This is a genomic window from uncultured Aggregatibacter sp. (assembly GCF_901873365.1).
Classification (GTDB): domain Bacteria; phylum Pseudomonadota; class Gammaproteobacteria; order Enterobacterales; family Pasteurellaceae; genus Aggregatibacter.
This window is the reverse complement of record NZ_CABFLM010000126.1, coordinates 1-13,046: the sequence shown is the minus strand read 5'-3', so window position 1 is coordinate 13,046 and position 13,046 is coordinate 1. Positions and strand designations below refer to the sequence as shown.

Here is a 13,046-nt window from a genome sequence, read left to right as displayed (position 1 = left end):
GATTTATGCCAATGAAAATCGCCTAATTAACTAATTGTAAAATAAATGCAACATTCGTCACATTTTTGTTAAATTCCTTAAATTTCCCCTGAAAAACAACGGATTGCCTATAGAAGTGATGAATTTTTTCTGTTACATTGAAAATCCTTTCCTGATAGATAAGAAAAATTTATTTATCACATAAATTTTCCTATTGTTAAGCCTTCAATATGGATTGAGGTCAATAACCATCAAAAAGAGGACAGTCTATGAATTTTAATACCTATGAAACCCTCGCATTAGCCGGCTTTGTGCTGTTGCTTGGGTATTTCCTTGTAAAACGTATTTCCATTTTAAAAAACTATAATATTCCTGAACCCGTTGTCGGTGGTTTTTTAGTCGCAATCGCATTGACCGTGTTATACCAAGGTTGGGGCATTTCTTTTACTTTTGACACCAACTTACAAACTGCCATGATGCTTGTCTTTTTCTCTTCTATCGGGTTAAGTGCAAACTTTGCTCGCTTAGTAAAAGGCGGCAAGCCGTTAATTATTTTTGTTATTGCGGCCGCAATTTTAATCGCTTTACAAAACATCTTAGGCATCGCAGGTTCTTTATTGCTGAATATTGATCCGGCCTATGGTTTAATCGCGGGTTCCGTTACCCTCACCGGGGGGCATGGTACCGGTGCTGCTTGGGCGAAAACCTTTACAGAAACCTTCGGATTACAAGGCGCCACTGAATTAGCCATGGCTTGTGCCACCTTTGGTTTGGTGTGCGGCGGCGTGATTGGTGGCCCGGTCGCGCGCCATTTATTAAAGAAAATGCGTCGTGATGAAAGCCCTGAAAATGATGAACATAGCGATATTCAAGAAGCCTTCGAACATCCAACGTTCCAACGTAAAATTACTACCCGCTCATTAATTGAAACCATCACCATGCTTGTTTGTTGCTTATTGGTCGGTCAATTTTTAGATGCGCAAACTAAAGGCACGGCATTAGCCTTGCCAACCTTCGTATGGTGTTTATTTACCGGTGTAATCATTCGCAACACCCTTACCCATGTGTTTAAATTTAACGTGGCGGATTCCGCCGTGGATGTCTTGGGTAACGTCGGCTTATCTTTATTCCTTGCCATTGCGTTAATGTCCCTAAAATTATGGCAATTAGCCGGATTAGCATTACCGGTGATGATTATTTTGGCGTTACAAGTGATACTCATGGCAGCCTTTGCCATTTATGTGACCTACCGCATGATGGGGAAAGACTACGATGCAGTGGTGTTAAGTGCCGGTCACTGTGGGTTTGGCTTAGGAGCAACACCAACCGCCGTTGCCAATATGCAAGCCATCACCAGTCGTTTTGGACCGTCTCACAAAGCCTTCTTGATTGTTCCGATGGTCGGTGCGTTTTTTATTGACTTAGTGAATGCCGCCTTGTTGAAAGTCTTTATGGTGGTTGTCACTGCCTTACATTAATATTGTAAAACAATAAAAAACCCTATTGAGGTATCAATAGGGTTTTTTATTATAGTCATCCAAAGTCTGGCTATAAAAACCATACGCTATGCGTATGGAGTCCTTCCTCGTAGCGTGCAACTTGTTGCACGAATAATTAACCTCGATACGTAATTTACGATTTTGTGCGTAGCGCGCAACTTGTTGCACGAATAATTAACCTCGATACGTAATTCACGATTTCATGCGTAGCGTGCATCTTGATGCACGACCAAATTACGCACGGAACGTTATTTAACGCTTTCGGGCATTCATAATTTCGTGCAACAAGTTGCACGCTACGATTCACTAAAATAGTGATATGAAAATAAACACGGTTACCAGTTTTAGGGGAGCCTAAAAACCGCACGTTTTAGGTGCGGATTGTTATTGTTTATTTTTATGCGTTTTTCACCGGAATTTCTGCCAATAATTTGGTGATTAACGACCAATAAATTTGCACGGCAGGAATATGGACTTTTTCATCCGGCGAATGGGCGTTTTTAATGGTTGGACCGATGGATACCATATCCATATTCGGATAGATTTTCTTCAACAAACCACATTCCAAACCGGCATGAATAACTTTAATTGCCGGCTCATAACCTAAAACCTCCGCATAGATTTTATGGGTTAAATCCACAATTTCAGAATGTGCTTGTGGTTCCCAGCCCGGGTAAGTGCCGGAGAATTCCACTTTTGCGCCGCTTAATGTTGCCAATGATTTTAACATCGCAGCCACATATTCTTTACCGCTTTCAATTAAAGAACGCACTAAAATCGTGGCTTTCACTTGTGCCTCTTCCGTTTTTAGCACGCCGACACTCAATGACGTTTCCACCACATTGTCCAACACATCGCTATTGCGAATCACGCCGTTAGGCAACACATTCAACAAATGAATCAGACGTTGGCTGTCGGTGACAGAGAAGATTTGCGCCGCTTTTTCGGCGGCTTGTAATGTCAATGTGAGGTTCGGTTCAATTAATGCCAGTTCGGTTTTTAATAAAACGTTGAAATTTTCCACCGCACTTTTTAACGTGGTGACATCACCGTCAAAGGCTAATGTCGCAAACGCTTCACGCGGAATCGCATTGCGCACGGAACCGCCGCGAATATCGCTCAAGGCAAAAACAAAGTGCGGTTGATTTTGTGAAAATTCCGCTAAGAATCGCGCCATGACTTTAATGGCGTTGGCGCGTCCGGTATGAATGTCGCAACCGGAATGTCCTCCGCGCAAGCCTTTTAACACCAGCTGATAACTGTGTGTGAAGGCATTATTTTCATATTGAATCGGGAAAAGGATGTTCGCATTTTCACCGCCGGCACAGCCGACATAAATTTCCCCATTTTCTTCGGTGTCGGTATTGATCATGATTTCACTTTGTAACCAATTGGCGCGTAAGCCAAGGGCACCTTCCATGCCGCGTTCTTCGGTCATGGTGAGTAACACTTCCAAATCCGGATGAGCGATATCGTCGCTGTCTAAAATGGCTAAAGTGGATGCCATGCCGATGCCGTTATCGGCACCTAATGTGGTGTTGGTGGCGTGAACCCATTCACCGTCAATGTAAGGCAAAATCGGATCGGTGGCGAAGTTATGGTGGCTACCTTCATTGGCTTGCGGCACCATGTCTAAATGGGCTTGTAGGGCAACTTTTTTGCGGTTTTCCATCCCTTTGGTGGCCGGTTTGCGGATTAAAACGTTGCCCGCCTCGTCACGTTCTGCATAAAATCCTTTGCCTTTTGCCCAATTAACAATAAATTCCGCCAGTTCATTTTCTTGATAGGACGGGTGCGGAATGGCACAAATTTGATCGAACCATTTCCACAATGAAGTTGGGTTGAGTTGTTGTATTTCTGACATATTTCCTCCTTAAAAATGAGTGAAAATAATAGCATAAAATGCCATTTCAGGTTATCCTAACGCCATTTTATTTCTTGGGCTATGCGCCACAAAAATCCTGAAAGGTGAATATTTATGAGTGAAAAATACGTTGTGACGTGGGATATGTTTCATATGCACGCACGAAAATTATCCGAACGCTTACTTCCCGCTTCTCAATGGAAAGGCATTGTTGCCGTCAGTCGTGGCGGCTTATTTCCGGCTGCCGTATTGGCCCGTGAGTTAGGCATTCGCCATGTGGAAACCGTGTGTATTGCCAGTTATAATCATGACAAACAAGGCGAATTGCAGGTGTTACACGCAGCACAATTAGACAATGGCGGTGAAGGTTTCATCGTGATTGACGATTTAGTGGATACCGGCAACACCGCTCGCGCCATTCGCGAAATGTATCCGAACGCCCGTTTTGTTACCGTTTTTGCAAAACCGGCCGGTGCAGAATTGGTGGATGATTATGTGGTGGATATTCCACAAAATACATGGATCGAACAGCCTTGGGATATGGGCATTTGTTTCGTTCCACCGTTGGCTCGAAAATAATGTAAAAAGCCACCGCACTTTTTATTCATCGCGCTGGATGGTTTAGTCTATCGAATGCGCTATATAAAGCCCGCCGATTAGCCTGATGCTAAAAAGTGGGTTTTTATTTTTAATGACAAAGAAAATATATTAAAGGTTGCAATGATGATAGAGAACTCATGCCGAAAGATTAAAACAGAAACGACGCTTTTTTCTCGCTATCGTTCATCTTCCATCAAAACACTGCCGATATTGACCGCACTTTTCTGTGTTATGCCTTTGGCTTTTGCTGCGCAAGGGGATAATTTGTCAAAAATTCATCAGCAAATTCAACAACAAAAACAGAAAATTGAGCAGCAAAAGCGGGAACAGCAGAAACTACAGAGCACATTAAAAACTCAAGAAAATCAGATTAATTCGGTGATCGGGCAATTACGTCAAACGGAATCGGATTTAAAAGAAATTCGCAAAACGATCAGCGATACTGATAGACAAATCAAACAGTTACAAAAACAAGAAAAAGAGCAAAAAGCCAAACTGGCGAAGCAGTTGGATTCTGCCTATCGTTCCGGTACGAACCCATCAGTGGCGGAGCGAATGCTATCCGATAAAGGGCAAAATGCAGAACGCATGAAAGCTTACTATGCCCATTTGAATCAAGTACGAATGGCATTAATTGAGGATTTAAAGCAGACGCAGGAACAACTGGAGAAACAAAAAGCCGCCATTGCAGAACAACATAAAGAACAACAAACACAACTTGCCGATCAGAAAAAACAACAACAAGAATTGCAAAAAGTGCAGAAGGAACGGCAAAGCACGTTGAACCAACTGAATCAAAACTTAACGCGTGATGAAAATAAATTAGAAGCGCTGAAAGCGAACGAAAATGCGTTGCGCCAAGAAATCCAACGTGCGGAACAGACAGCGCGTCAGCAAGAACAACGTGAGCGTGAGGCGCTAGCGCAGAAAAAACAGGCAGAAGAAACAAAAAATCACAAGCCTTATCAACCCACCGCGCAAGAGCGCCAACTGTTGAACAGCACTGCCGGATTAGGCACACCGAAAAAACAATATGGTTTTCCAGTGGCTGGCAAAGTCGTGAACAGTTTTGGGTCTGCGCAAATGGGCGAATTACGCTGGAAAGGTATCGTGATTGCGGCAGGTGCCGGTACGCCGGTGAAAGCCATTGCCGACGGGCGGGTGATTCTGGCTAATTGGCTGCAAGGTTACGGCTTAATGGTGATCGTGAAACACGGTGAGAGCGATTTGAGTTTGTATGGCTATAACCAATCGGTCGCGGTGAAAGAAGGGCAGCTTGTGAAAGCCGGACAGAAACTCGGTGAAGTGGGTAATAGCGGCGGTCAATCGAAAAGTGGATTGTATTTTGAGATTCGCCGCAAAGGCGTAGCAGTGAATCCGCTAAGTTGGTTGCGATGACCTTAGCAGTCAGAAAAACGTTGTTGTTGGTAACCGCACTTTTGGCAGCGTCCTTTGCCTATTCCGCTAAACTTGCCATAGTGATTGACGATTTAGGTTATCACGCAAAAGAAGACGAACAAATTTTGGCGATGCCGAAAGCAGTGTCGGTGGCAATTATTCCGGCTGCGCCTTACGCCAAACAACGTAATCAACAGGCGTTCCAACAAGGGCGCGATATTCTCATTCATATGCCCATGGAAACGGTGTCTAAAATGAAAATTGAAGATGGCGGGTTGCATTTGGGAATGTCGCAAGGGGAGGTGAATCACCGCGTTCAAACAGCTCACAATATTGTTTCCAACGCCATTGGGATGAACAATCACATGGGCAGTGCGGCTACGGCAGATGGGCCTTTAATGACCAAATTAATGACCGCACTTCGTGAGCGTCATTTGGCTTTCCTAGATAGCCGCACCATCGGCCGCAGTGTGGCAGGTAAAATTGCGAAAGAACAAGGCGTGCGCACGTTAGATCGGCATATCTTTTTAGACGATAGCGATGCGTTTGCTGATGTGCAACGACAATTTCAAGCCGCCGTGCAATATGCGCAAAAACACGGCATCGCCATTGCCATCGGACATCCGCGAAAAAATACCATTGCCGTCTTGCAAGCGGGCATCGCCAATTTGCCGGAGGACGTTCAGCTTGTTTCTATGGGCAGTTTGTGGCGAAATGAAAAAATCGCACCGCCAAAACCTTTTATGCTTCTCTTTAGCGAAATGCCTGCGCCTACCTCCATTCCACCTTATACCGCTGTGCCATTGTTGCGTGGCGTGCCTTAGTCTTGCCGGTTGGTTACACAGACGCTTTGGAAAGCTTCTGCAATAGTCTATCCATCGCACGATAGCCCAAGGCTTCTGCTAAGTGTCGCTGGTGAATTTGCTTTTCCCCTTCTAAATCCGCAATGGTGCGGGAAACCTTGAGTATGCGGTGGTATGCCCGCACAGACAGCCCAAGTTTGGTCAACGCATTTTCTAAAAATAGCGCATCTTTCTCTTCCAGCTTGCAATCTCGTTCAATTTCTTTGCTGGTTAAATGGGCGTTAATTTTGCCGGCACGTTGCAGTTGAATAGCGCGTGCTTTTAAGACTTTTTCTCTCACGGTGGCACTGGATTCACCACGGTCACCGCTATTTTGCAGACTCCCTTGCGGCAATAACGGCACCTCAATGGATAAATCGAAACGATCTAAAAACGGGCCGGAGAGGCGATTTAAATAGCGCATGATTTGTTGTGGTGACGTGCGGTTATGGGTGCCTTGATAATGCCCTGTCGGGCTGGGATTCATGGCGGCAATCAACTGAAATCTTGCCGGAAATTGAATCTTGGCATTGGCGCGGGAAATGATGATTTCACCGCTTTCTAACGGTTGGCGGAGCGCATCTAATACCTTGCGTTCGAATTCAGGCAGTTCGTCCAAAAATAACACGCCATTGTGTGCGAGGGAGATTTCCCCGGGTTTTGGAATCGAACCGCCCCCCACCAATGCCGGTGTGGAGGCGCTGTGGTGAGGCGCACGAAAAGGACGCTGTTTCCAGTTGTGAAAATTCAGTTCATTTTGTACAAGGCTTGCAACCGCGGCAGTTTCAATGGCTTCTTGATCGGTCATTTCCGGCAGTAATCCCGTTAAGCGACTGGCGAGCATAGTCTTTCCTGTACCGGGCGGGCCTAAAAATAACAGATTGTGCTGTCCTGCTGCGGCAATCATTAAAGCGCGCTTGGCATGTTGTTGCCCGATGATGTCTGTCAGATCTTTGGGATTTTCAGGGAAAAAATCCACCGCACTTTGGGTTTTGATGTCACCTGCAAGAGGCAATTCACCCTGCTGATTGAGAAATTGCACCACATCCAATAAAGAATTGGCGTAATAGGTTTCCTGCTCAGAAACCAGTGACGCTTCGTTGGCATTGCCTTGTGCAATAATGCATTTTCGCTTGGCTTGTTTCGCCGCCAGAATCGCAGGAATGACACCATGCACGGCACGCAGTTGACCGGTTAAGGCAAGTTCGCCGATAAATTCAAACTGTTTTAATTTTTCCGGATCGATATAACCAAAGGCGGCAATCATACCAATCGCAATAGGCAAATCAAAACGTCCACCTTCTTTGGGTAAATCTGCCGGGGCAAGGTTGACGGTAATGCGCTTGGCGGGGTAGCGAAATTCGGCATTGAGCAACGCACTGCGGACACGGTCTTGGGCTTCTTTCACCGTTTTTTCCGGTAACCCAACCAGCGTAAAACTTGGCTTACCGTTGCTCAAATGCACCTCAATGGTGACCAGTGGCGCTTGAACGCCCATGGAGGCGCGGCTGTAAACGATGGCTAAAGACATATTGGGCTCCGTAATGCTGAAGAAAAAGGCGGAGCGCCAAAATAAAAAAAGTGCGAAATGAAAGAAATTCACACCGCACTTTTTTGCGATCAGAATCGCAGAAATGGCTTTTTTTAGGCAAAAACCGGCGCAAACCACGCGTCTAATTTGGCGGCCAAACGATCAATTCCGGTGCGTTTCAAGGCTGAAAACGCCTCCACTTGAATGTCACCTTGGAACGGTAAAATCGCTTCACGCACCATTTTGACTTGTTTGCTGCGTTCGCTTTGGCTCAGTTTATCCGCTTTTGTAAGCAGTAATAACACCGGTTTTTCAGAGGTCACCGCCCATTCAATCATTTGCTGGTCCAAATCTTTGAGCGGATGGCGAATGTCCATCAAAATCACAATTCCGGCAAGGCATTCGCGCTTTTGCAAATATTCACCAAGGGCTTGTTGCCATTGTAATTTCATTTGTTCCGGCACGGCAGCATAGCCATAGCCCGGCAAATCCACTAGCTTGCATTGTGGCTCCACCTCAAACAAATTGATGAGTTGGGTACGCCCGGGGGTTTTTGACGTACGAGCAAGGTTTTTCTGATTCGTTAAGGCATTCAGTGCGGTCGATTTTCCTGCATTAGAGCGGCCGGCAAAGGCGATTTCAACGCCGCTATCTTCCGGCAGACTTTTGAGGTTCGGCGAACTGGTTAAAAAATGGGTTTTGTGATAATTCAGTTTAATTTCTGACATGATGTGCTTTGTGTCCAAGGTGATAAATTGCCGGCTAGGATACTTTATCAACCGCAAAAAAACGACAAAAAAATGCAAAAAAGGGGAGATTATGCGAAAATGTGCCTTGATTTTATTTCTATTTCGATTGTGACACCCAATGACTCAACACGCTCTTTATCAATGGCCTCATCCTCTCGCTTTGTATCCGGATCGAGGTAAAAAATCGTATCGCATGAAACGCTTACGTTATCGCTTACGCTCACTTCTTCACCGACAAGCTATTAAAAAATTTGAATGTTTTGTCAATCAGAATGCGTCGCTTGTGCCTCTGCTGAATGCCCGCCCGGATTTTAGTTATCCCTTGGCGCATCGTTTTTTGGATAAACGCTTTAGTGCTAAACAACGCTTGGATGCCATGTGCGACAACCTGACTTTTTTACCGGAAAAATTGACCGCACTTGGGTTGCCGCCGTTGTGGCAACAAGCCATTTCTTTTGGTGAAGTGATTCCTGACTTTGAGCTTAAATTAATGCTCAGCGAGCATCAGCCGATGGAGGGGTTTTGGACATTGGAACTGATTCATTCACCAAGCCAAGAATTGGTGTATTTATTGACCTTTGGCAAAGTGCAACAGGCGCTTTTAATTGCGGTGATTCAAGGGCCGAATTTTGAAGGTTCAAAAGACATGGTGAAATTGCTAACGAAAAAGTGCCATGGTTTACGTCCGGCTTATTTGATGGTGGAAGCCATGAAAGCCCTAACTAATGTGTTAGGTTATTCCGCGCTGTGGGGCATTCCGCATAAGTATCAAAACAAATCCCGCATTGTGCAAAGCAAACGTTATGTGGTGGATTATGATGCGATTTTCGCAGAATCTGCCGGCATATTAAAAGATTATTGGGAATTGCCATTGCATTTTGAAACCAAAAATATGGACAATATTCCAAGCAATAAGCGTTCTATGTACCGTAAACGCTATGCCATGTTGGAACAATTACAGGAAAATATGGCGACCGTACTCAAAGTGCGGTAGAAATTTAACGCAAAAATACGTTTACTTCCCCATTTTCTCTCACAGGGAGATTAGAAATTTTATGAAAAAATTATTCATCGCCGTTTTAATTGCCGGTGTGATGGGACTCACAGCTTGCCATGATAAAGACACTCAAAAGCAAGCAGAAACAATCGCCCAATTAAATGAACAGGTTGCGACCTTGCAAAAACAGGTAACTGATTTAGCGGAAAATCAAATGATTCGCGTAGAACCGGAAGTGTTACTTCAAAAAACAGAAAAGATTCCTTCCTCCACGAGCGAGGGAAACGATCAGGAATGGCATCAAGTGAAATTTGATATTACCACGTTAAAAACGTCTTCAGATTGGTTAACCGAGTTATTATTAAATGAAGTCATTAAACGGTTTGGCGTAGATAAAAATATAAAAATCGATAATAAGCAACAATTTATCGAATTTTTACAACATAACATGGCAGACGCACTCAAAGAGGCGAAAGAATACGAAATGTCAGCCTATGAAACCCAAATGCTGACCGAATATTTAGGGCAACGGGAAAATATTGCCACGTTTACCATTTTCTCACACAATTATACCGGTGGTGCACACGGTCTTTATGGGACGGATTTTGTCCTTGTGGATTTAAAGAAAAAAGCAGTAATTAAAGTAGAGGATATTTTCGTTAAATCCGCACAAGAGAAATTAAAATCTTTATTGTGGGAGAGATATAGAGATCAATATCGCAATGAACAAGGTGAACTTATCGAACCGTTTATGTCAAAAGATGATTTCTATGTCAGTGAAAATGTCTATTTTTCTCGTGAAGGTATTACCTTTGTTTATCCGCCCTATGCATTAGGATCTTATGCTGAAGGGGAAAAAGAATTGACCCTGTCATTTTATGAAAACGATTTAAAAAGCATATTAACCCCTGAGTTTCAATTTTTAGTCAAAGATACGCCCGAATAAATCGGCATAAAAAAAAAGAGTTGATATATCAACTCTTTTTTATATCCCATAAATGACATGATGATATTCTTCTAATTATTCGGAATGGTTAATTCTCGACTTCTAAATGAAGAATATGCGGTGATTGTTTTAATAATGCATATAATTCATGTGCGGTTTCTTTATTATTCATTGCACAACGGAGCGTTAATTTTGTTTCACCGTTGCCCTGATCTTTAATATTCATATTTTCAATAAGATGATGATGTGCTTTTAATAACAAGATAAATTGACCAATGGCTTCAGCGGAAGAAAGCGTGGCGCTAATGCGTGTTTTTCCTTTCTTTTCGTGGCGACGAACCCATTTATGCACATAAGGACTTAAGCGAATCGCAACAAGGATCATCATCGTGGCAATAAGTGCATCAAAATAAAATCCCGCACCTGACGCAATACCAATACCTGCCGCAGCCCAAATGATCGCCGCTGTGGTTAACCCTGAAATGGCGTCATTGTGTTTACGCAAAATAACTCCGGCGCCAAGAAAACCGATTCCGCTGATCACTTGTGCCGCCAGCCGCATAGGATCGGTACGGATATTTTCAGACACTTGGGCATAATGTTCGGCAGATTGAATGGAGACAATGGTTAACACGCAAGTGGTCACCGCGATAATCATGCAAGTTTTTACGCCCACAGGCTTCGCTTTCAATTCCCTTTCTAAACCGATAACTCCGCCAAGTACCATGGCAAAGAGGATTTTAATGAAGATGAAGACATGGCTATCTTGGGCAAAATCGGCGATAAATTGTGTTAAGTCTGTCATGGTTTTAGTCAGTCAGTTCCAGTAATTGATAAAGTTGTTGAAGCTCGGTTGTCGTTAAAGTGCGGTAACTTTTCGGCGGTAAATTTTTAACATCAAAGCCGGCTTGCCGATAACGAATTAAACGTAATGTAGGGAAACCAATATGGGCAGTCATTCTGCGGACTTGTCGATTTTTTCCCTCGTGAATTTGAATTTCTAACCAAGCGGTGGGAATCTGCTTTCGTTCACGAATAGGCGGCACACGCGCCCATAAAAAATCCGGCGGCAAAATCGACCGCACTTTCGCCGGTTGTGTCATGCCATCTTTTAACAACACGCCTTTACGCAGTTGTTCCAACGCCTCTTCGTTCGGAATGCCTTCCACTTGCACCCAATACGTTTTCGCCATTTTAAATTGCGGATTCGCCAAACGATGTTGAATCTCCCCGTTATTCGTCAAGAGAAGTAAGCCCTCGCTGTCTTTATCCAACCGCCCAATGGGATACACATCAGGAATATCAATAAAATCCTTCAAGGTGGCACGCCCCTCACCATCGGTAAATTGGCTGAGCACATCAAAAGGCTTATTAAATAAAATCACCTTTGTTTGCGAAAAACTTAAAGAGGGTTTCGACAGAATTTTGCCTTTTTTTCTAAAGATTTTCGTTATGCCTTGCTTGGGTATACGTAAATGAGGCCTTTTCATCACGGAGGCTATCCTCGTTATTCAAAAATTGCGCTTAATCTTACTCTTTTCTTTTTAAAAAGAAAGATTTCCAGTAGAATGCGCTGCTTCAGCTCATCTGATGAGTGAAAATTACTCTACTTTTACTTTACATTGCCATCAAATGATTGATTTTATTATAACAATTACATAGTGGCGGACTTTACAAAAGGATCATTTATGAAAAAGCCCTTAAATACTGTTCGGAAACTTTCTATTGTCTCCGAATTCACTTCTTCAAAAGCTATTCTAAGTGCAGCACTGGTTGTCGGTGGTTTGCAATTTAGCCCTTTCGTTTCAGCTTTTCCTGCATTACCCGGTGCGGATAATATAGAGGTTGGTATCCACTCTAAAAATGAGAAAATAAACCCACTTCAAGAACTAAAGATTGGGGCAATAGATGTTGGTAAAACAGCAGCAGGAGAGATTAAGAAGACTGATGGTGTTATTTCTGTTGGTAATAAAGATATGGGGCTTTATCGCCAGTTGCAGAATGTGGGTGCTGGACAAATTTCTGCAACGTCCACAGATGCTGTAAACGGCTCTCAGCTTTATACCTTAGCGAATGCCACAAAGGGCATTTATGATGATGTTGATGGAATCAAACAACGTATTTATGACTTTAAAGTTGCAAATGGTCAAAGTTCACTTGGAAAAGATAAGGATAATGCAGGACAATGGAAGCCTTTGGCTGACGGATCATTCACTTTAGGTGCCACTGATGAACTTTCTGTGACGACAGACGGAAATGGCAGTATCGTTTATGGTTTTTCAGACGCCTCCAAGAAAACCATGAAAGAGGCGAAAGACGCAGCAACAACGGTCACGAATTCCCTTACAGCAATTAATGCATCTGTTAAAAAAGCAGAAGATGCGGCAAAAGCAGCTAAAGATTCAGAAACTGCCGCAAAAACTTCAGAAGATAATGCTAAAGCTTCTGAAACCGCAGCAAAAACTGCAGAAACTAACGCTAAGGCCTCTGAAACTGCCGCAAAAACTTCAGAAGATAACGCTAAAGCATCAGAAACCGCAGCTCAAACTGCAGAAACCAATGCGAAAGCTTCTGAAACCGCAGCAAAAACTGCAGAAACTAACGCTAAGGCCTCTGAAACTGCCGCAAAAACTTCAGAAGA

General features: G+C 43.6%; 11 protein-coding genes and 1 pseudogene. 7 read left to right on the top strand and 5 right to left on the bottom strand.

The features are described 5' to 3' along the window. The first annotated feature begins 248 nt into the window (after positions 1 to 248). A complete protein-coding gene (gene gltS / locus QZ106_RS09935) occupies positions 249 to 1,457 on the top strand; it encodes a sodium/glutamate symporter (protein ID WP_021616868.1) in 1,209 nt (402 codons plus the stop codon). A gap of 418 nt (positions 1,458 to 1,875) precedes the next feature. Here the strand turns inward: gltS and QZ106_RS09930 are convergent, their stop codons facing one another. Further along, positions 1,876 to 3,342 (bottom strand): aminoacyl-histidine dipeptidase, encoded by a 1,467-nt coding sequence (locus QZ106_RS09930; RefSeq protein ID WP_290521731.1) that lies wholly within the window; start codon positions 3,340 to 3,342, stop codon positions 1,876 to 1,878. A 114-nt stretch (positions 3,343 to 3,456) separates the two neighbouring features. Between QZ106_RS09930 and gpt the strand changes: the two genes are divergently transcribed. From gpt to QZ106_RS09915, 3 genes are all read left to right on the top strand, one after another. Then, positions 3,457 to 3,921: a xanthine phosphoribosyltransferase gene (gpt, locus tag QZ106_RS09925; protein ID WP_021616013.1), complete on the top strand. Its 465-nt coding sequence runs from the start codon at positions 3,457 to 3,459 to the stop codon at positions 3,919 to 3,921. 252 nt (positions 3,922 to 4,173) lie between these two features. Continuing rightward, positions 4,174 to 5,340, top strand: a complete 1,167-nt coding sequence (gene envC / locus QZ106_RS09920; protein ID WP_290521739.1) for a murein hydrolase activator EnvC — start codon at positions 4,174 to 4,176, stop codon at positions 5,338 to 5,340. Continuing rightward, positions 5,337 to 6,164 (top strand): divergent polysaccharide deacetylase family protein, encoded by an 828-nt coding sequence (locus tag QZ106_RS09915; RefSeq protein ID WP_290521732.1) that lies wholly within the window; start codon positions 5,337 to 5,339, stop codon positions 6,162 to 6,164. The genes envC and QZ106_RS09915 overlap by 4 nt, the downstream gene beginning before the upstream one ends. Before the next feature lie 13 nt (positions 6,165 to 6,177). Here the strand turns inward: QZ106_RS09915 and QZ106_RS09910 are convergent, their stop codons facing one another. Beyond that, positions 6,178 to 7,713, bottom strand: a complete 1,536-nt coding sequence (locus QZ106_RS09910; RefSeq protein ID WP_295976654.1) for a YifB family Mg chelatase-like AAA ATPase — start codon at positions 7,711 to 7,713, stop codon at positions 6,178 to 6,180. A 113-nt stretch (positions 7,714 to 7,826) separates the two neighbouring features. Beyond that, a complete protein-coding gene (gene yihA / locus QZ106_RS09905) occupies positions 7,827 to 8,441 on the bottom strand; it encodes a ribosome biogenesis GTP-binding protein YihA/YsxC (RefSeq protein ID WP_295976653.1) in 615 nt (204 codons plus the stop codon). Positions 8,442 to 8,580: 139 nt separating this feature from the next. Here yihA and QZ106_RS09900 point away from each other — a divergent pair, with 139 nt between their 5' ends. Then, complete coding sequence (locus QZ106_RS09900; RefSeq protein WP_295976652.1) at positions 8,581 to 9,456, top strand: DUF535 family protein; 876 nt, start codon at positions 8,581 to 8,583, stop codon at positions 9,454 to 9,456. A 61-nt stretch (positions 9,457 to 9,517) separates the two neighbouring features. Beyond that, positions 9,518 to 10,405, top strand: coding sequence for an RsiV family protein (locus QZ106_RS09895; RefSeq protein WP_295976651.1), 888 nt, complete (start codon positions 9,518 to 9,520; stop codon positions 10,403 to 10,405). An 88-nt stretch (positions 10,406 to 10,493) separates the two neighbouring features. Here QZ106_RS09895 and QZ106_RS09890 read toward each other — a convergent pair whose 3' ends face one another. After that, positions 10,494 to 11,210 carry an MgtC/SapB family protein gene (locus tag QZ106_RS09890; protein WP_290521737.1) on the bottom strand — a complete coding sequence of 239 codons (717 nt, stop codon included), beginning with the start codon at positions 11,208 to 11,210 and terminating at the stop codon, positions 10,494 to 10,496. A 4-nt stretch (positions 11,211 to 11,214) separates the two neighbouring features. Next, positions 11,215 to 11,895, bottom strand: coding sequence for a pseudouridine synthase (locus QZ106_RS09885; protein WP_367259990.1), 681 nt, complete (start codon positions 11,893 to 11,895; stop codon positions 11,215 to 11,217). 198 nt (positions 11,896 to 12,093) lie between these two features. On the opposite strand from QZ106_RS09885, the pseudogene QZ106_RS09880 reads away from it, so the two are divergent. Further along, positions 12,094 to 13,046, top strand: a pseudogene (locus QZ106_RS09880) (hypothetical protein); the annotation flags it as partial.

Excerpts from the sequence above, each read along its gene's own strand:
- QZ106_RS09890 (WP_290521737.1), bottom strand. The coding sequence starts at position 11,210 with ATGACAGACTTAACACAATTTATCGCCGATTTTGCCCAAGATAGCCAT.
- QZ106_RS09915 (WP_290521732.1), top strand. The coding sequence starts at position 5,337 with ATGACCTTAGCAGTCAGAAAAACGTTGTTGTTGGTAACCGCACTTTTG.
- QZ106_RS09930 (WP_290521731.1), bottom strand. The coding sequence starts at position 3,342 with ATGTCAGAAATACAACAACTCAACCCAACTTCATTGTGGAAATGGTTC.
- gltS (WP_021616868.1), top strand. The coding sequence starts at position 249 with ATGAATTTTAATACCTATGAAACCCTCGCATTAGCCGGCTTTGTGCTG.
- QZ106_RS09910 (WP_295976654.1), bottom strand. The coding sequence starts at position 7,713 with ATGTCTTTAGCCATCGTTTACAGCCGCGCCTCCATGGGCGTTCAAGCG.
- QZ106_RS09885 (WP_367259990.1), bottom strand. The coding sequence starts at position 11,895 with ATGAAAAGGCCTCATTTACGTATACCCAAGCAAGGCATAACGAAAATC.
- QZ106_RS09900 (WP_295976652.1), top strand. The coding sequence starts at position 8,581 with ATGACTCAACACGCTCTTTATCAATGGCCTCATCCTCTCGCTTTGTAT.
- gpt (WP_021616013.1), top strand. The coding sequence starts at position 3,457 with ATGAGTGAAAAATACGTTGTGACGTGGGATATGTTTCATATGCACGCA.
- QZ106_RS09895 (WP_295976651.1), top strand. The coding sequence starts at position 9,518 with ATGAAAAAATTATTCATCGCCGTTTTAATTGCCGGTGTGATGGGACTC.
- yihA (WP_295976653.1), bottom strand. The coding sequence starts at position 8,441 with ATGTCAGAAATTAAACTGAATTATCACAAAACCCATTTTTTAACCAGT.
- envC (WP_290521739.1), top strand. The coding sequence starts at position 4,174 with ATGCCTTTGGCTTTTGCTGCGCAAGGGGATAATTTGTCAAAAATTCAT.